We start from the raw sequence: 18587 nt of genomic DNA, 5'->3' as shown, positions 1-18587 counted from the left end.
GTCTTCAGCCTACCGTCGCTCCTCCGGACAACGGAAGCAATGGGCGCAAATCGTCGTTGGGCGGGTAATTCAACATGGCAGAGTTAATCGATTGTACGCCAAAGGAACGGGAGTGGCTGCACCTGTGCCGGGTCGCCAATCCAAAGGCTCAGGAGCGGGTTTTCAAGCACTTTTATGGGCTGGTGTTTAACCTCTGTTTGCGCTATTTACCCTCGAAGGCGCTGGCGCAGGAGGTACTGAACGACTGTTTCCTGAAACTATTCAACCGGCTTGAGGCAGCCGGACCATTGCCGGAATCGTTTCGGCCCTGGCTCCGGCAACTGACCGTGTACACGGCGATTGCTTATTACCGGAAAGAAAAGCGGTTTTTGTGGTCCGAATCGGTTGAGACAGCGTGTTCGTTGGCTTTTCAGGAGGAAGAAATAACGGCCGAACTGGCTGCGGAAGAAATTCTGGCCCTGCTGACGCAATTGCCGGACGTATGGCGGCTGGTATTCAATCTGTACGAAATCGAAGGCTACACCCATACTGAAATCAGCGAGTTGCTGTCGATTCCCGTGAGCAGTTCGCGGGTGTATCTGACCCGGGCCAAACAACGCTTGAAAGAACTGATGGCGTCGAAAGCCCTGAACCGCCCGTTGATTCCGATTCATGTCCGTTACACCGACGACCGTATGAGCAGCACCAACTGGAAACGCATTCGGGAGACGCTGACCGATTATGTTCCGCCTGGTCAGGATGAAGCCTGGGAAGCTTTCCGGCGGTTTCGGCTGAACCAGTCGCCAGCGGGGCCGTCTGGAAAAATCAGTCTCTGGAAGTTGAACGTACTATGCCTGACCGCCGTAAGCGTTCTCTGCCAGCAGGCAACCCGGTTTCCGTCGACTGACGGTGATTTTGCCAGAAGCCTGAGCGAACCGCAGGCCGTGGCCCAATTGCCTGACCCAGCGAATCCGGTGACCGCTTCGACACCCGAACCCATTATGAAATCCGGCTCAAATCTGTTGGAGCTGTTGACTGTTAGTCATTTAGGAGCGAAAAAGCCGATATCGGCAAACCGGGGGAAACTGCTCTCTGCTCCCAAAGCGAACCAGACGGAAAGGGTACTCAAAATGACCAACGACCCGCCGGATACTCGGGAAAAAGGCGGCAGGCCCAATGGGAGAGTGGTAGCTTCGACCGGCGAAAACCGGGTGTCGGGTCAGCGAAGCGGTTTGCTATCCCAATCATTGACTATATCCACGCAACAAAACCGGTTCGACGACGATGCAGACCAGTCGTTTGCCAATCCCCGCCAGTCGCGGTTTTCGGGCCGACGCAGGGGCGATTTCCAGACAAGGTATCCGGGCGGATTGGCTGAAACTATTTCCGGTTTTCCGAGCGAGCGAGCCATCGGACCGCTGGCTTTTGTGCGCCCAAAGCCGTTTCGCGTTGATCCGGTAGCAGTCGCCCGGCCCCGTGTTCAGCCCGTGGCAAAGAATATTGAACCTACGCGCCGTCCTTCGGTTAAACCGGTTTTCGGAGCCGGGCTGTTGGCCGGGGGGCAGTTTGTTTCTTCCGGTCGGAATAGGGCATTAATTGGCTGGACGGCCGGTTTTTGGGGCGATTTGCGGTTAAACAGCCAGTTTTCGCTGGAAACCGGCCTGAACCTGGCCCGGCCGAAACTGACGTTCCCCGGCGGTGAACCGATGCAGATCGATTCGGGCAGTCGAATAGTAGGTCAAAACCGGAGCGGCTGGCAGATCACCATCCCATTGTCGGTGCGTTACCAATTGCTCGAAAACCAACGGCTGCGCTGGTCGGTGGCCACCGGAGTCGCCACGACGGGCTTGTTCGGGCAGATTCAGCAAATTGATTATCAGATAATTAGGCGGGTGGCGTCGGCCGATACTTCCCAGCAGGTTGTGACCAGTTTCTCCCGCGAAACACAAACCGATCCGGCGTTGCGGCTGCGACCGTTTGGCTGGATGCAGGTTTCGTCGGGCTTCGAACTAACGGCCTGGCGCGGACGCTCCCTCTGGATTGAACCTTTTTTCAGGTACCCGCTCCAAAAAAGCACCAACGACTTGTTGCGGACCAGCCAGGTGGGTATTCAGATCCGTTTGCGGCTGATACCGGAAAACCGTTAAGGAAATCAGTTCACAATCAAATCCATACAACCATGAGAAACCTGTTGATTTCGGTGGCGCTTTTGGGCGCGGTGATTGGCTGCGGAAAAGCCATCGAGGAGCCTACCCCGGATACTAGTTCGTTGCGAACCAGCGGACAACAAACGGATACAGGCAAGGTCGTAAACCCGCAAGATTCAGTGTATATCCCACCCCAAAAAGATACTACGATTAGCTGGCCGCCCAACGATTCGCTTATTACGCAGCCAACCCGGCCACCGAAAGATACCGTTGTCGTACAGCCGCCGAAACCACCGACGGATACGGCGGTCATCCGGCCACCCCGACCGCCGAAACCGCCCCACTACGATTCATTGCCGGTGCCGCCCCGCGACACGGTTCACATCCCGCCGAGGGATTCAACGGGGCGACGTCGTTAGAAATTCCCGACAAAACCGGGCGTGAGGAAGTTTCTTCGCGCCCGGTTTTGTTTACCGGGTGCGTGATCTGCGGGCAGTTGCTGACTCGGTTTTTACCGTATTCCGGCGGGTTTTCGGGGCCAGGCTGTTTTTTCTCGCTTCTTTTTTCTATACTCGGGTTGAATACCGATAACGGGTGTTCAATTCGTATGCGAACCATTCTACTTTCGATCGGACTAATGACAGTTTTCGGGTTTGCCCGGGCCCAGCAACCGACCGATCCCTCGTTTTATAAACCGGGCACGGCTATCCCGGCCCACTTGAAGCCCATCGAGCGGTCGTATGGAGCTTATTTCTACGGCGGAAAACGGCTACGCTCGCCTACCTCGCTCGAAATTCCGTTTAATGAGTTGAACGAACCGACGGTAAACCGGCATTTCCGACGGTTTCGGACGCTGAACACCATTGGACAGGCCGTGGCCGTTGTCCCGCTGATTTACGTGCTGGCCCAACCCCGCAACCAGGCGGCCCGCTCCGGCGAGTACTGGACGGTGTATTTTGGCTCCATTGGTGTAACGCTGGGTTTGACGCTCATCGGCAACGGGCAGGTGCGGAAAGCCGTTACACAGTACAACCGGACGCTGGCGTTGACCCGTTTGGGCTTTTCAGCTCAACCGCTGCCGGGAACCACCCAAACCGCCCTGGGCTTCAGCCTGAGCCACCGATTATGAAAACCGCTGAATCATCGGAGGAAGAAAACGGACTGCCTTTCCGGAATTTGTTTTCGGAAGATGAAACCCGCGACTTTTACCGCCCGGTGTTCCAATTGCCCACGCGTGGGATTGCCATCGGTTCGCTGGTGGTCTCGTTGCTCCTGGCCGGAGCGCTGGTCATCTCGTCGCGCCTGGAACCCCGCCGTCCGCCGAAACGCCCGAAACCGGTGCCGCGCTCCGGCAAAAAAGCGCCTGAAAAGGCGGGTTCGCTCCCAAAAACCGACACGATGGCGTATTTTCGTTAACGAACGCTTTTAACACTTCCCAACACCCCGCATGAAAACCGCCTTTTTTTCCATTGCCCTGCTACTCGTTTTTCGAAGTGCGCACGCCCAAACCACCATCGTTCGCGATCCGCAGATTGCCCAACTGGTTGGCGAGGTATCGGCCGACAGCCTGCGCGAGCACGTGACCAAACTCGTCAGCTTCGGAACCCGGCACACGCTGAGCACGACCACCGACCCCAAACGCGGCATCGGAGCCGCCCGGCAGTGGGCATTGTCCAAATTTCAGCAGTACGCCAAACAATCCGGCGGGCGGTTGACCGCGCAGATCGACGCCTGGACGCTGCCTGCCGACGGTCGGCGGGTCGATCAGGCGACGCCGATGGGCAACGTCATGGCGACGCTCAAGGGCACCGACCCGAGCGACGACCGGATTTTTCTGGTCAGCGGCCACATCGACAGTCGCGTTACCGATGTCATGAACCGCACCGCCGACGCGCCCGGCGCCAACGACGACGGCTCCGGCACGGCCGCTGTTATTGAACTCTGCCGTGTGATGAGCAAAACTGCTTTTCCGGCGACCATCATTTTTGTGGCCGTGAGCGGGGAGGAGCAGGGGCTGCTGGGTGCCAACCACCTGGCGCAGCGGGCCAAAGACGAAAAGTGGAACCTCGAAGCCTTGCTGAACAACGACATCATGGGCTCCAACAACAGCCCCGATCTGCGCGTGATCGACAACACCCGCGTCCGGGTCTTCAGCGAGGGTTTACCCGGTTTTCAGACCGATTCAGTAGCGGCCAACATCCGGCAGTATGGCCTGGAAAACGACGGAAAAGCCCGCCAACTGGCCCGGTACACGAAAGAAGTCGGGGAACGGTATGTCGATCAACTGGAAGTCGTGATGGTCTACCGCAACGACCGGTATTTGCGCGGGGGCGATCACACGCCGTTTGTCACACGCGGTTTTCCGGCCGTTCGGATTACAGAAATGAACGAGAATTTTGCCCATCAGCACCAGGATTTGCGGACGCAGGACGGCGTGGAGTACGGCGATTACGTGAAGTTCATGGATTTTGATTACCTCCGGAAAAATACCGCCATGAACCTGGCCGTGTTGGCCAATCTCGCCAAAGCACCCTCGATGCCGCAGAACGTGACGGTGGAAGCCCGGAATCTGACCAACTCCACGACGCTGTTCTGGCAGGCCCCTAAAGCCGGGGCCTCGGCGGGCCGGAAGATCAAAGGATATTACGTGCTGATGCGTGAGACGCACTGGCCGTTCTGGCAGAAGAAATTTTTTACCGAAAAACAGGGGCTGACACTGCCGTATTCGAAGGATAATTATTTCTTTGCCGTTCAGGCGGTTAGCGCCGACGGGAATGAAAGTCTGCCAGTGATTCCGCGCCCGGGTTTGCGCTAAATCGGTTGGCCGAAAACCGGCTTGTTAAGAAATTTTAACGCCCTGCCGCAACACATGGGCGGTTTTTCCCGTATCATAAGAGAGAAAACCGGAGCTTTTTAACGGAAAAATTACAACCTGAACGTTTTTTTTGTAGTTTACGTCTCCAACGGTCATCTCATCCACTTACACTCAATCGAATACCTAACAAAAAACCTGACAATTTATGAAGCGTTTCCTTTATCTGCTCTGCGTCGTGGTGTTTGCAGCGGGCTTAACCTCGTGTAATGATGATGATGAACCGGCACCCCCGCCGGCTGTCGTTGGCCGTTGGGACCTGAACCATATCAAAACATCCGGTTTTTCGAATAGCCAGTTGAATAACCTGACGCTTGATTTGTATTATTTGAATTTTATTAGCTCTCGAATTGACATTTACAGTGATAATACCTTCCGGGAAAACTTTCGTCAGGAATTCTCGGTCGGCGATTTTACGGGTAACTGGGAGTTCGCGAACGATCAATTGACGCTCAAGTATGATGATGGGGATGAACAAACCTACACCTACACGAAGAACGGCAATCTGGAAGAGTTGGCTTCTGAAGTAGTTGATTATGCGTTGGATAGCACGAACGTTGGTAAAGCGCAATTGATTTTCCGCAAATAAACGAGTCTTCGTTTATAAATGGACCTCCGGGAGATGTGCTTCCGGAGGTTTTGCTTTTTATCGGTTGTTACACAGGGTTAATCAGAGGAAATCAGAGTTTATCCGAGAACTCTCTGATTTCCTCTGATTAACCCTGTGTAACAACTCCTTCTCATTCCACCGGCTTCACATTATCATCCGACACCCGGTCGATGAGCTTGTTGTACGGGTCGATGCCAGCTTTGGCGGGTTTGCCTTTCACGACGAACTCCAGCGTGTGGGTGCCCGGGGCCAGCCAGTGTTTCTTCAGGTACAGCGGCACTTTCTCCGTCATGCCCTTCTTGTTTTTGGCATCGGCCGCAAAAATCCCGATCTCGATCAGGTCCTTCGCCTTGCCCGCGCCAGTTTCCTTGCCCGCCTTGTCGTAATAGAGCTTCCGGGTTTGCACCGTCATCGTCACTTTATACTGATCGTTTTTCAGCGCGACGGTTTTGGCGTCGGTGATGCGGTTTTCGTACAGCGCAATTTTCTCGAAACTATCCGTCAGGTAATACTGCAACGAGTCCGGCGTGGCGGCTTTGATGTAGCTGTACCAGTCGCGGCTGGTCGTAAAGGGTGATTTTTGCTGAAAGGCATCCCGTTGCAGGTAGTCGCGGAAGGCCCGGTTCAGGCGTTTTTCGCCGATGTAATCCTGCAAGGCGAACAAGACCACTGAGCCTTTGTCATACCAGACATACGCCCGGGTGTCGTTGTCGAGCAGCGTTTCCTCAAACTTGTCTTCCGACGAGCGCCCGCGCAAATACCGGTCAAGGCTATATTTCAAACGCGATTGCATGATGTTGTCGCCGTACGTGTGTTTCAACACCATCAGGGACGCGTACTCGGCCATCGACTCCGAAATCTGGTTGGCACCCCGCGTATTGCTCGGCATCACCTGGTGACCCCACCACTGGTGCGCGACCTCGTGAGCCGTCACGTAATAGGCGTAGTCGGTTTTGTCGGGATCGCGGAAATCGCCCACCCAGCCGAAGCTCTCGGCATATGGCACGGTGTTCGGAAACGACTGCGCAAAGCTTTCGTAGCGCGGAAACTCCATAATCCGCATCTGTCGGAACTGGTACGGGCTAAAGTGCTGGTGGTAATAATCCATCGACGCCTTCACGGAGTTCACATACCGGTCGATGTTGCGGCCGTGGGTCGGGTGATAATACACTTCAATATTGACCGGTTTTCCGTCCGGACTTTTCCAGACGTCGCGCTGCACGGCATACCGGGCCGAACTGACGTTCATGAAGTAGGCGATGGGCGCGTCCATTTTGTAGTGGTAATACTTGCGCCCATTGGCGGTCCATTCCTTCTGCAAATACCCGGGCATGATGGCAAGCTGGTCGGGGGCCGTGCTGACGGTGCCTTCGAACGTGATCCAGTCGCCGTCTTGCGTAAACAGGAAGTTGCTTCGTCCCCAGGTATCGGTATAAGCTGGTTGCTGGTATTGCTTGATCGGTAAACTAAACTTCTTGCGGTATTTGTCGCTGCTCAGTTCGCCCTGGGTGCTGTAGCCAAACGAAGGGAAAATACTGGTATCAAAAAACGAACCGTTGTACACCAGGTGGCGATTCAGGCCGCTGTTGGTGAATCCTTTCGGTTGGGCCACCATCGTGATTTCCATGCGGGCCGTATCGCCGGGCTGGAGTGTGCGGGGCAGTTGGTAGATGTGATACCGAAAAACCGTGTCCCGAAGCAGGGCTTTGGGCGGTTTTCCGTCGATCAGCAGCTTTTGGGCTTTCGCATGAAAAGCAGGCGGAAAGGCAAACAGCAGGTGTAGCGAGTCGAGCGGGTGGGCGGTTTTGTTGACCAGCGTAAACAGTCCGTTGGCCGTCACGCGCCGTTCTTCGGGTACCAGGTCGATACGCACCTGAACATCGGTAATCTTCGGGTGGTCGGTGCGTTCGTAGCGGCTGTATTTCTTTTCGTACTCAGCCTGAAGTTCCCGCACTTCGTCGGGCGTCTGGTACTGGTTCAACACGCTGACGTTGTAGTAAATCCAGGCACCGGAAGCTACCCAGGTGAGCAGAAAAACCGTTAGGGCCGCAGCCGACGGTTTACTGAACCGGAGTTTGGCCAGCTGCCAGCGGGTTTTCAGATCGCCTTCGCTGCCCCGGTTCCAGAACAGGTTGCCGATCACGAGCAGGGCAAGGCCGAACGCCAGCCAGTAGAGGTTGAACCAGAACAGCGGTTTCAGGAAATGCCCAAATCCGTTCATGTCCGAAATCCGGTAACCGGGTGAGTAGCTGTAAAAGAACAGGTTGTAATCCAGTTCGGCAAAATTCCGCAGGCCGAATAGGATCACCCAGACGCCAATCGTGATGATGTGCCCCGTAAACTTGCTGTTGACCAGGATGTGCACAAAAAACGCCAGCATCAGCAGTTGCAGGTATTCCGGGAATTCGATCAGGTACAGGTCGGTGAAGTATTGGCCGAATTCAAAGTGGAAATAGCCTTTCAAAAGCTGGTTGAGTACCCCGCTGACAATCACCAGATTGACGAGTAGAAAACAAATTCCGGCCAGGGCCAGAAACTTCGAGCCGTAGCTGACCCAGTTCGGAATCGGCAGCGCATCGGCAATGTTGTCGAATCGCACGGCTTTGTCGCGGTGAACGCTCTCGCCGGTGTAAAAAATGATCAGGATGAAGACAAACAGAATGTAGTTGAAGTCTTTTGCTTCGATCATGTAATAGGTCGCCGGCAGCGAACGAGTGCCCATGATCTGATCGGCAAACCAGCCGTCAAGGAACAGAAACAGCGCCCCGCCCATCAGAATGACCAGAAAATACACATCCCGGACGATGTTGGCGAATTCGAGCCGGGTCAGCCGGAGCAAATGCCCGAAATAAGCATTGGTCGTAAAGGTTTTTTCGGCCACGGGCAGCGTGGTCAGTGGGGGGGCTTTCGGCGTCACGGCTTCCGGTTTTGACTTCTTGCCCAGCCGGACGGCTAAAAACCGCTGGAAATCAAACCGGAACAGTGTATAAAGCAGGGTTGCCAGCCCAATACCCCCCCACAACAGCCGGTTGAGGAGCACGTTGCCCGTCAGCCCGGCATGGAGTTCGTTTTGTTCGGCGGGCGTCCAGTATTTGGTGGCATTCTCAAAGGTGTTGAGCGCAAACGGGTCGAGCAGATCGACCAAATCCTTGTTTTCGAGATCGGTCGCTAACGTCAGCCCGAGCAAATAGCCGATGAACAGCAGCAAGCTCCCGGCGTAGGTCACAAACACGTTGCGGGTTAGGGCCACCAGGCTGAAAAACAGGCTCCCAGTGAAGAAAACCGTCGGGATGACGAAGACGAGCAGGGGCTGCACGTAGTCCCAGATCCGGATCGGGCCGTAGCGTTCGACGTTGTCGGCCAGGTTCAGCACCGGCCCGAGCGCCGAGCCCAGCATGATGCCGAAACACGCGCAGCTCAAGATGCCGATCAGGACAACGAACGAACCCAGGTACCGGCCCATCAGGTAGCCTCGTTCGCTGATCGGATAGGAGAAAAAGTAGGTGCGGGTGTTATGTTCGATGTCACGATAAACCGGCACGCCCATTACTGCCGAACTGAGCATGGTGGCAAAAATACTCGTCAGAATCAGCAGGTAGGAAATGGCGTAGGGCGAGTTGACATTGGCTTTTTCCGAAGCCGGCCCGTTGCCGTAAATCAGCACCAGAAACGTATAGAGAAACAAAATCAGACCGTACAAATAGGTTGCCGGGCGTTTCAGGCGGTATTTTAGCTCAAACGTAAAGATATTCCAAAACATGATTTCAGTTAAGAGTTATGAGTTAAGAATTATGAGTTGGCTGACGCGTTATACGTTTAATTCTTAACTCTTAACTCATCACCGCTCGGGCGGCCCCGTCCTAACTCCTGATGACTGGTGATTTTGGAGAAATAGACGTCTTCGAGGTCGGCTTCGATGGGTTCAAAACCGAGTTGCGGGCTGTCGCTGTAGATGTGAATCTGGGTTTTGCCGCCTTTGAGTTGGGTCGAGATCACCTGGTGATTGGCCCGGTAGGTATCCAGTTCGGCTTTCTCGATGATTTTGCGCCAGATTTTGCCCTGAATCCCGGCGACCAGATCGGCGGGGTGGCCCTGGGCGATGACGTTGCCGAGGCTGATAATCGCCATGTCGGAGCAGAGGTTGGTGACGTCTTCCACGATGTGCGTGGACAGAATCACGACGGTGTTTTCGCCGATTTCCGACAGCAGGTTGTGAAACCGGTTGCGCTCGGCGGGGTCCAGCCCGGCGGTGGGTTCATCGACAATGATCAGGCTCGGGTTGCCGATCAGGGCCTGGGCAATACCGAATCGCTGTTTCATCCCGCCCGAAAACGTGCCGAGGTTTTTCTTCTTGACGTGAGCCAGATTGACCTTTTCGAGCAGCGCATCGACCAGCAGTTTCCGCTCACGGCTGTTGCTGATGCCTTTCAGACCGGCGATGTGGTCGAGCATGGTTTCGGCGGAGATTTTCGGATAAACCCCGAATTCCTGCGGCAGATAGCCCAGCACCCGGCGGATGGCGTCTTTCTGTCGGAGTACGTCGATGGTGCCGTGGGGCGTGTCTTCGAGCCGAATATGGCCACTGTCGGCTTCCTGCAAGGTCGCAATGGTTCGCATCAGCGACGATTTACCCGCGCCGTTGGGCCCCAGTAGGCCAAACATACCCTGCGGAATAGTAAGCGTGACGTCGCGCAGCGCCTGCACGCCGTTGGAGTAGGTTTTTGTCAACCCCTCGATGGTCAGTTTCATGGTTCGTTCGTTAGGTGGTCAATGGTTCGTAACCGGCTGAGAAGGCCGGATTTAGAGCGGATGAGTAAGTATATTCAATATTCCTGATTTTTAGCCGGATTAGTCTGATCTTTCTACGCAGTTTATAGCGGAAAACTACGGCAAGACTAGGGTGAATTAGTAAAAATGGGCAGGTTGAATATTTATATCATCCACGATAGAAATATACGGTTTAGCTAAAACTACCTTTGGATTTCAACTGATTTTTGTGAATTATTCTAGCAAATGCATAAATCTGGTTTATTATTAAGATACGCTTTTGTAAATTTTGATTATTTTTGAAAACGCCAAACGTAATTTGGTTCGGTTTAGAAATAATAAAATATCATCGTAGTTTAGTACAAAAAATGTACGACAACATGGACCAACCTGTCTCCCGTCGAAATTGGTTACGTGCGGGCGCTCTCCTGACCGCCGGGCTAACCGTTAATCGGTCTTCTTTTGGTAGTAATCTGTGGAATCCGGTTACTGCAAATGCACAGCATGAACAAAGGCTCGTCAACGAATTTGCCCGGCTCGGCCTGGCCGCTCCGCAGATCAAAGCGCGTATTGCCTTCAACGAAAACCCGCACGGTTTGTCACCCAAAGCCAAGGAAGCCATCGTAAAAGCCGTCGACAGTGGTAACCGCTACGCCATGTTCGAAGGGCAGGAATTGAAGAAGCTTATCGCTGCCCGCGAAGGCGTGAAGCCCGAACAGGTGATGCTCTCGGCCGGTTCGTCGGAATTGCTGACGGCGATGGCGGTTTACTTTACCGGTAGTGCGGCCAAAGGCAAGGGCGGAACCATTTTGACCAGCCAGTTTACCTACGATGATTTTCTGGGTTGCTCGAAGAAGTTCGGGGCTAAAATCGAAGCCGTTCCGCTGACGAAGGAATACCGCTACGACCTGGCTACGATGAAGGCCAAAATAACGCCGGAGACGAAACTGGTCTACATTTGCAACCCCAACAACCCGACCGGAACCGTTCTTCCGGCGTCCGAATTGGTGGCTTTCTGCAAGGAAGTATCGGCTAAGATTCCGGTTTTTGTCGACGAAGCCTACATCGACTTTCTGAAACCCGAAGACCGCCCGGCCCTGCCGAAACTGGTGGCTGAGGGGCATAACGTGTTCCTGACGCGCACCTTTTCGAAGATCCACGGTTTTGCCGGGCTGCGGCTGGGCTACGCCATCGGTCCCGAAAAATTTCTGGACGAACTTCAGGATTATTCGCGGGGTGAATGGAACCCGAGCGTGACCACACTGAAAGCCGGAATTGCCAGCTACCAGGACGACGAATGGCAGAATTTCTGCCGCACGGAAAACGACAAAGCCCGCGAACTGTTGTATAAGGGGCTGAAAGACAAAGGCTATGAGTACGTGCCCTCGTACGCCAACTTCGTGCTGTTCCCGATTCGGATGAAGACGAAGCAATTTGAAAAAGAGATGTTCGGCAACGGCGTGCTGACCTCCACCCGCGAATACAACGCCCAGCCCTACTGCCGCGTCAGCATCGGCACCGTCGACGAAATGGCCCTCTTCCTGGACGTATTCAACAAAATAGTCTAAATGAGTTAAGAATTAAGAATTAAGAGTTAAAAAGGTGACTGGCATTTATGCGTCAGCCAACAATTCTTAATTCTTAATTCTTAACTCTTAACTCATTAAAATGACCCGACGTAGTTTTATTGAATCAACCGGCGCGACGTACGCAACCTTGATGGCCTGGGGGCTCCTGAAACCGGCCCCGGCTGACGCGTTTGATTTACCGGCCAACGGCCGAAAAGACGGAAAAGCCCGCAAAGTGGTCATTCTGGGGGCTGGACTGGCGGGCCTGACTACTGCCTACGAACTCGGCAAACTTGGCTACGACTGCACTGTGCTCGAAGCCCGCAAGCGGTCAGGTGGCCGGGTCTGGACGGTTCGGGGCGGTACGAAGGAAACGGAAATCGGTGGCAGTGAGCAGACTTGTAAATTTGTTGACGGCCAGTATTTTAACGGGGGAGCCGCCCGAATTCCGCACAACCACCAACTGACGCTGCATTATTGCCGCGAACTGGGCGTTCCGCTCGAAATTTTCAACGGCTCCAACGAATCGGCCTGGCTTTACAACGACGGCGGTTCGGGCGCGCTGGCGAACAAACGGATGCGCATCCGAGAGTACCACAGCGACCTGCGCGGTTACACCAGCGAACTGCTGGCGAAGGCCCTCGATCAGTCGTCGCTCGATCAGCAGTTGACGAAAGAAGACGTCGAGAAACTGATTGATTTTCTGAAGAATGAAGGCGATCTGAATACTGGCAAACTGTACAAAGGCACCAACCGTCGGGGCTACAAAACGCCACCCGGTGCGGGGGCGGTGCCCGGTGATCTGGCCGATCCGTATGGGTTGACGGATTACCTGCGGTCGGGGTATATGCAACCGGTTTTCTATAACAACGGCGATTATACGTTCGAGCAACACGCGACCTTGCTGCAACCCGTGGGTGGGATGGACGCGATCCCGAGGGCGTTTGAAAAAAAACTGGCTGGGAAGATTCAGTTCAATGCGCCGGTGAAGGAGTTGCGAAAAACCGAAAACGGTGTTCGGGTAGTGTACCAGAAAGACGGCAAACCGACCGAACTGACGGCGGAATTCTGCGTCTGTGCGCTGCCGCTGCCGGTGTTGAAAAAGCTGGATTCGGACCTGTCGCCGATGGTGAAACGGGCCGCCGATTTTATTCCGTACATGAAAACCGGAAAAATTGGCCTGCAATTCAAACGGCGGTTTTGGGAAGAAGATGATGCGATTTACGGCGGGATTTCGCGGACCAACATGGACATCAACCAGATCTGGTACCCGTCGTTCGGGCTGCTGGGGCAGAAAGGCGTGTTGATCGGCTATTATAATTTTTACAGCCGGGCCGAAGCTGTGGGCGATTTGCCGCTGGCCGGTCGCGAGAAACTGGCGCTCGAACAGGGCTACAAACTCCACCCGCAATACCCGCAGGAATTTGAAAACTCGTTTTCGCTGGCCTGGCAGAAGATTCCGTACAACGAAGGCGGTTGGGCGGTCTACGACGATGCGGTTCGCCGGAAATATTACCCGGCCCTGCTCGAACCGGATGGCAACATCTACCTGGCCGGTGAACACACCACGTACCTAACGGCCTGGATGGCCGGAGCCTTTACGTCGGCCCGGCGGGTGGTCGAAGCCCTGCATGCCCGTGTCGGCGAATACACGAAAAAATAGTATTCACGGGCCGCCCGGCGGTCCGTGGATACGTTAACTAAACTAATGTCATGAAAACTAACCTACTTCGTCAATTTCTCCTTCTTTGTTGTTTGGTTGTATTGCAACTGGTTTCTTCCCGCGTCTGGGCACAGACAGCCTCCATGTCGCTCGACCACCTGAAGGCCATCAAAGCCATTAAAATCGGCAATCTGGAAAAAGATACGTATTTCAAATCCGGTGATTTCATCCTGGATCGCTACGAGGAACGTCCGGCGTATGTGTTCAATTACAGCGACGGTATTCCCCGCAAAATCTATCTCTATAAAGTGTTCACGGCGGCTGATACCAAGGAATTGGGCTTGCTGGCGATCTATGAAAACGGCAAGACAAAAGAAACCAAACCGTTTGTGATTCCCGGTGCCAGCGCCGACCGCAAGGCGTGGGATGCGTACATCGACGACCTGAAGTATGTTGGAGAAAAAGAACCCGGCCTGATGTCGGCCCTCGGTTTTGTGCTTTCCCGCGAAATGGCTCTGCTGATGGGCGGTGGTACCAAAGAAGAAGGCGGTGAGAAGAAAAAAGAAGAATACAACTTCTGTTTCCCGGCTGATGCCGTGGTGACGCTGGCCGACCGGCAGACGAAAGCCATTCAGGCCGTCAAAGCCGGTGACGAAGTAATGGCCTACGACGCGCAAACCCGTCAACTGGTTCCGGCGCGCGTTCGCGAAGTGACGATTCACGAGAAATCGAATCTGGCGATTGCGGGCGTTTGGATCACTCCCGTTCAGGAAGTTTCGGCCAGCCTGTCGTTGACCCAACCGGTGTTGCTGGAAGCCACGGCCAACCACCCCGTTCAAACCGCCACCGGCGCGAAAAAACTGGGCGATCTGCGCAGTGGCGATGTGCTCTACCGCTTCGATGGGGCAACGCGCTCAGTTGCCGCCTGGAAAGTAACGGCTGCGCAATCGAATGTCCGGACGGTGGATAAAGTCTACAACCTCGTCACTGAACGCGGCAGTTATCTTGTGAACGACGTCGTCGTGCTGGACAAGTAATTGATCGTTTAAGGTTACGCGTACCCACGGACTTTAGTCCGTGTTTATTTGTCTATCTCGATAAGTAAGCTAAGATCACGGACTAAACGGGGCCGCCCGGCGGTCCGTGGGTACGCGTATCACATTCCCCAGGCTGTCATGCCGCCATCGACAGCCAGCGTTTGTCCCGTAATGTACCCGGCTGCGGGGGTACACAAAAAGGCGACGGCGGCTGCGACTTCTTCCGGTTTTCCGATGCGGCCCATCGGCGTGCGGCTTACAATGCGTTCCAGGCGTTCGGGATTCGTCAGGACCGGTTCGGCCAAGGGCGTATGAATGTACCAGGGCGCCACGGCGTTAACCCGAATCCCGTCCATCGCCCACTCCACGGCCAGGTTCTTCGTGAGTTGGTGCAGAGCAGCTTTGGTCAGGCCGTAAATCGACCCGCTGCTGGTGTGCGTCAGGCCCGATACCGACGAAACAAACACGATACTTCCCCCGGACGACTCCTTCAACAGCGGATAAGTGGCTTTGCACAGTTCATACCCCGACCGTAAGTTGGTATTCAGGAGGTGATCAAATTCGTCCGGGCGGTAGTCCACAGTCGGTTTGCGGATGTTGGTACCGGCGTTGTTGACCAAAATATCCAGACTTCCCCAGCGGTTTTTGACGGTTTCTACAAGGTGTTGTGCCGCATCCGGTTGGCTGATGTCGGCAGCTAAACCGTCCACCGAAAAACCATTTTGCCGGTATGCTTGCAGTTGCTGTTGCAGTAAATCGTTGTCGCGGGCGACGAGGAAGACGGCAGCGCCTAAGTCGAGTAATTGCTTCACGATCGCTTCGCCGATGCCTTTGGTACCACCCGTAACCAGGGCGCGTTGATTCGTCAGTTGCCAGGAAAGAGTCATAGTTGAGTCGGATTTACGTTGGCGAGGTCGCCGTTCCCAGGTTGCAAGAAATGAAGCTGAGCGGTTTTTCCCTACGAAACCGTTCATTTCTTTTCGGGTTTTATTCCGTCAACGACCGGTGGCTGGTAGAAAACCGGTAAGACCGACTTTCAGTAACGATGCGTCAATCCTTCAAAACCGATGAAAAGTCTCCAACGGATCGGTCTGCTTGCCTTGTTCGGTTTCGCCAGTACGCTGTTGCGGGCGCAAAACCGGGTGCTGGACCAGGCCATGCATCACCTGCGGGCGGGTGAAGAACGGGAATGGGATTTTTTCAAAAGTGAGCCGCAAAAACAGTACACGTTCCGGTTTACAGCCCGGGAAAATACCTCGGAACTAACGCTGAGCCTGCGACAGGAGGACGTGAAACTGGGCTGGAATGTCTACCTGAACGGCCTGGATTTGGGCAAACTCGATCCGGATGAAAATGCCCGGATTCGTTACGTGAGCCTGCCGGCCCGGACACTGAAAACCGGTGAAAACACGCTGCTGATTGCGTATACCCAGCCGTTTGGCAAAACCGACCCGCTGCCCGACGACATTCGGGTGGGCGAAATAACGTTGCACGTACAGCCGGTGAAGCAACTGCTCCGGCAGACCACCCTGGCGGTCTCTATCACCGACCGAGCGACCAATCGCCCGATTCCAGCCCGAATTACGATTGTTGAGGGCCGGAAAGCCCTGCAACCCGTTGACGCGACGCCCGATCCGCACTGGGCCGTTCGAACCGGCTGCGTGTATACCGCAACCGGACAGGCGATGTTCACGTTGCCGCAAGGAAAATACACGCTGTACGCGACGCGCGGCTTTGAATACACTGCCGATTCACTTTCGGTTGAACTGAAAACGGGTCAAACCGTCCAACATGCCTTCCGGCTTTCCCGGGAAGTGCCGACCAACGGCTGGGTCGCTGCCGATCCGCATGTTCACACGTTTACGCATTCCCGGCACGGCGATGCGACGGTTCAGGAGCGACTGGTCACCCTGGCGGGCGAAGGGATCGAACTGCCGATCATGACGGACCATAACGTGCTGGTCGATGTCCGCTCGCTGACCCGCGAGCTGGGTCTGGATACGGTTTTTACGCCGGTGAAGGGCAACGAATTCACCACTAAAGTAGGCCATTTCAACGTATTTCCGGTACCGGATTCTACCCGTGTGCCGGATCACCACGTCAAAGATTGGGCTGCGGTTTCCCGGAATCTGGCGTCGTCGGGTCGGGCGATTATTCTGAACCACGCCCGCGATGCGCACTACAACTTTCGCCCGTTTGGTCCCGAGCGGTATGTGGCCGTGGCTGGGCTGGATCGGGAGGGCTGGGCGTTACCGGCGCAGGCGATGGAGGTGCTCAACTCCAGTTCGCAGCAAAAAGACATCGGGCAATTGTACCGCGACTGGTTTGGCGTTCTCAACCGGGGCCAGTGGCTGACACCGGTCGGTTCGAGCGATTCCCACGATGTCATGCGGTATCTGGTCGGGCAGGGGCGCACCTACATCCGATGCCGGGACGCGGCCCCCGGACGCATCGACCTGAACGAAGCCGTCAATCAGTTTCTGGCCGGCAAAGTCATGGTCAGTTTTGGTTTGATGGCGGAAATAACGGTGAATCGAACCTACGGCCCCGGCGAACGGGTTCCGGCCTCAGGATCGGTTGACGTCGCGGTGCGGGTGCTGGGACCGTCCTGGAGCAAGGCCGACCGGGTTTCCCTTTACGCCAACGGCCAGAAAATTCGGGAAGCCAACATTGCACAAACCGGGAACAAGGGCGTCAAATGGACCGGAAACTGGACCATCCCCGTGAAAAGTCAGGATATGCACCTGGTGGCTATTGCCGAAGGGCCGGACCCCGCACTCCCGTTCTGGCCGATTCCCAAACCGTATTCCCGGCTTTCCAGTGAATGGCATCCGCAGGTCATCGGCTCGTCGGGGGCCATGTGGATCGACGCGGACGGCGACGGCCGGAAAACGAGTGCCTACGCCTACGCCCGGCAACTGATTGACCAAGCCGCCGGGAATTTTCCGAAACTGATTGCCCAACTCGGAGCCTACGATCAGGCGGTGAGCATCCAGGCGGCTTCGATTTTACAGGAGCAGAACCGGCTGGCCGAAACCGGGCTGACGGAAGCCTTGAAAAACGCAGCGCCAGTCGTAAAAGCCGGTTTTCAGGAATTTGCCAAAGCCTGGAAAGCGTCGGAGCTGGCCCGTAAAAACCGGTGAAAAGTACAAGGGGCTGAAAATCAGATTACAACGGTTGAAATTAAACAAAGCAAATATTTTTGCACAATCCTGAGTATTAGTTGAATTATCCCGCCTATTAACAGGCAGTCGTCCATCAAGACTGCTTTTCTGATTTTTACGACCGGGATCTATGCTGAAATCCGACCTCAATCGCTCCCCACAACCTGCCTGGGAAAAAACCGACGAAACCCTGCTCTGGCAGCAGTTCCGGGAAGGGCCGCAGGAAGCTTTTCAGGCGCTGGTGCAGCATTTTTACCGGGAACTTCATTTTTACGGCGGACGGTTCACCCGCGATTCGGATTTGCTGAACGATTGTTTGCAGGACCTGTTTCTGGATTTATGGACATACCGGGCCAAAATCGTCCAGACGCCCTACATCCGGCCATACCTCTACAAATCGCTCCGGCGCAAGATTTACCGGGAAATGCTGCGCCATTCGTCGATCGTCAACGAAGACGGGTTTACATTCGACGACCTGAGTTCGGAAGAAATCACCGCCGAGCAGGTTCTCATTCATACGGAATTGTCGGAGTACCAGACTTCCCGGCTAAATGCTTTGCTGGCGCAGCTTTCGGATCGGCAGCGGGAAGCCATTCACCTGAAATTCTACGGCGAACTGTCGAATGACGAAATTGCTGATATTCTGGCCGTTAACAAGCAATCGGTCGCGAACCTGCTCTACCGGGGCCTGAGCCGTTTGCGGGAAAGCTGGCCGTCGCTGCTGACGATGATCGGCTGCTGGCTGCTGGATCGTTGAAAAATCCGTCATCCAAGTGAGTA

14 protein-coding genes are annotated in these 18587 nt (G+C 54.9%); 11 read left to right on the top strand and 3 right to left on the bottom strand.

What is annotated here, in order from left to right:
- The first annotated feature begins 74 nt into the window (after positions 1-74).
- The 6 genes from ACO2Q8_RS23190 (at position 75) to ACO2Q8_RS23165 (ending at position 5587) form a co-directional block, all read left to right on the top strand.
- Positions 75-2126: an RNA polymerase sigma factor gene (locus ACO2Q8_RS23190; protein ID WP_423347255.1), complete on the top strand. Its 2052-nt coding sequence runs from the start codon at positions 75-77 to the stop codon at positions 2124-2126.
- Positions 2127-2158: 32 nt separating this feature from the next.
- Positions 2159-2545: a hypothetical protein gene (locus ACO2Q8_RS23185; RefSeq protein WP_423347254.1), complete on the top strand. Its 387-nt coding sequence runs from the start codon at positions 2159-2161 to the stop codon at positions 2543-2545.
- 188 nt (positions 2546-2733) lie between these two features.
- A complete protein-coding gene (locus ACO2Q8_RS23180) occupies positions 2734-3255 on the top strand; it encodes a hypothetical protein (protein ID WP_423347253.1) in 522 nt (173 codons plus the stop codon).
- Positions 3252-3542, top strand: a complete 291-nt coding sequence (locus tag ACO2Q8_RS23175; protein ID WP_423347252.1) for a hypothetical protein — start codon at positions 3252-3254, stop codon at positions 3540-3542. The genes ACO2Q8_RS23180 and ACO2Q8_RS23175 overlap by 4 nt, the downstream gene beginning before the upstream one ends.
- A gap of 31 nt (positions 3543-3573) precedes the next feature.
- Complete coding sequence (locus tag ACO2Q8_RS23170; RefSeq protein WP_423347251.1) at positions 3574-4941, top strand: M28 family metallopeptidase; 1368 nt, start codon at positions 3574-3576, stop codon at positions 4939-4941.
- A 205-nt stretch (positions 4942-5146) separates the two neighbouring features.
- Positions 5147-5587, top strand: a complete 441-nt coding sequence (locus ACO2Q8_RS23165; protein WP_423347250.1) for a hypothetical protein — start codon at positions 5147-5149, stop codon at positions 5585-5587.
- A 151-nt stretch (positions 5588-5738) separates the two neighbouring features.
- Here ACO2Q8_RS23165 and ACO2Q8_RS23160 read toward each other — a convergent pair whose 3' ends face one another.
- Both ACO2Q8_RS23160 and ACO2Q8_RS23155 read right to left on the bottom strand, forming a co-directional pair.
- Complete coding sequence (locus ACO2Q8_RS23160; RefSeq protein WP_423347249.1) at positions 5739-9368, bottom strand: ABC transporter permease/M1 family aminopeptidase; 3630 nt, start codon at positions 9366-9368, stop codon at positions 5739-5741.
- A 56-nt stretch (positions 9369-9424) separates the two neighbouring features.
- Positions 9425-10357, bottom strand: coding sequence for an ABC transporter ATP-binding protein (locus ACO2Q8_RS23155; protein WP_423347248.1), 933 nt, complete (start codon positions 10355-10357; stop codon positions 9425-9427).
- Positions 10358-10755: 398 nt separating this feature from the next.
- Here ACO2Q8_RS23155 and ACO2Q8_RS23150 point away from each other — a divergent pair, with 398 nt between their 5' ends.
- The 3 genes from ACO2Q8_RS23150 (at position 10756) to ACO2Q8_RS23140 (ending at position 14643) form a co-directional block, all read left to right on the top strand.
- Positions 10756-11943 (top strand): pyridoxal phosphate-dependent aminotransferase, encoded by a 1188-nt coding sequence (locus ACO2Q8_RS23150; RefSeq protein ID WP_423347247.1) that lies wholly within the window; start codon positions 10756-10758, stop codon positions 11941-11943.
- A gap of 100 nt (positions 11944-12043) precedes the next feature.
- On the top strand, positions 12044-13606 hold the full coding sequence (locus ACO2Q8_RS23145; RefSeq protein ID WP_423347246.1) for a flavin monoamine oxidase family protein: 1563 nt from the start codon (positions 12044-12046) through the stop codon (positions 13604-13606).
- 50 nt (positions 13607-13656) lie between these two features.
- A complete protein-coding gene (locus ACO2Q8_RS23140; RefSeq protein ID WP_423347245.1) occupies positions 13657-14643 on the top strand; it encodes a Hint domain-containing protein in 987 nt (328 codons plus the stop codon).
- A gap of 119 nt (positions 14644-14762) precedes the next feature.
- Here ACO2Q8_RS23140 and ACO2Q8_RS23135 read toward each other — a convergent pair whose 3' ends face one another.
- Entirely contained in the window at positions 14763-15530 is a 768-nt protein-coding gene (locus tag ACO2Q8_RS23135; RefSeq protein WP_423347244.1) for an SDR family oxidoreductase, read from the bottom strand.
- A gap of 180 nt (positions 15531-15710) precedes the next feature.
- Between ACO2Q8_RS23135 and ACO2Q8_RS23130 the strand changes: the two genes are divergently transcribed.
- Both ACO2Q8_RS23130 and ACO2Q8_RS23125 read left to right on the top strand, forming a co-directional pair.
- The gene (locus ACO2Q8_RS23130; protein ID WP_423347243.1) at positions 15711-17786 is read left to right on the top strand and encodes a CehA/McbA family metallohydrolase; all 2076 of its coding nucleotides are present in this window, start codon (positions 15711-15713) and stop codon (positions 17784-17786) included.
- A gap of 151 nt (positions 17787-17937) precedes the next feature.
- A complete protein-coding gene (locus ACO2Q8_RS23125) occupies positions 17938-18564 on the top strand; it encodes an RNA polymerase sigma factor (protein WP_423347242.1) in 627 nt (208 codons plus the stop codon).
- The last annotated feature ends 23 nt before the right edge of the window (positions 18565-18587 follow it).

The organism is Larkinella sp. VNQ87 (assembly GCF_049445795.1).
Taxonomy (GTDB): domain Bacteria; phylum Bacteroidota; class Bacteroidia; order Cytophagales; family Spirosomataceae; genus Larkinella.
This window is presented reverse-complemented; position numbering and strand designations above follow the sequence as displayed.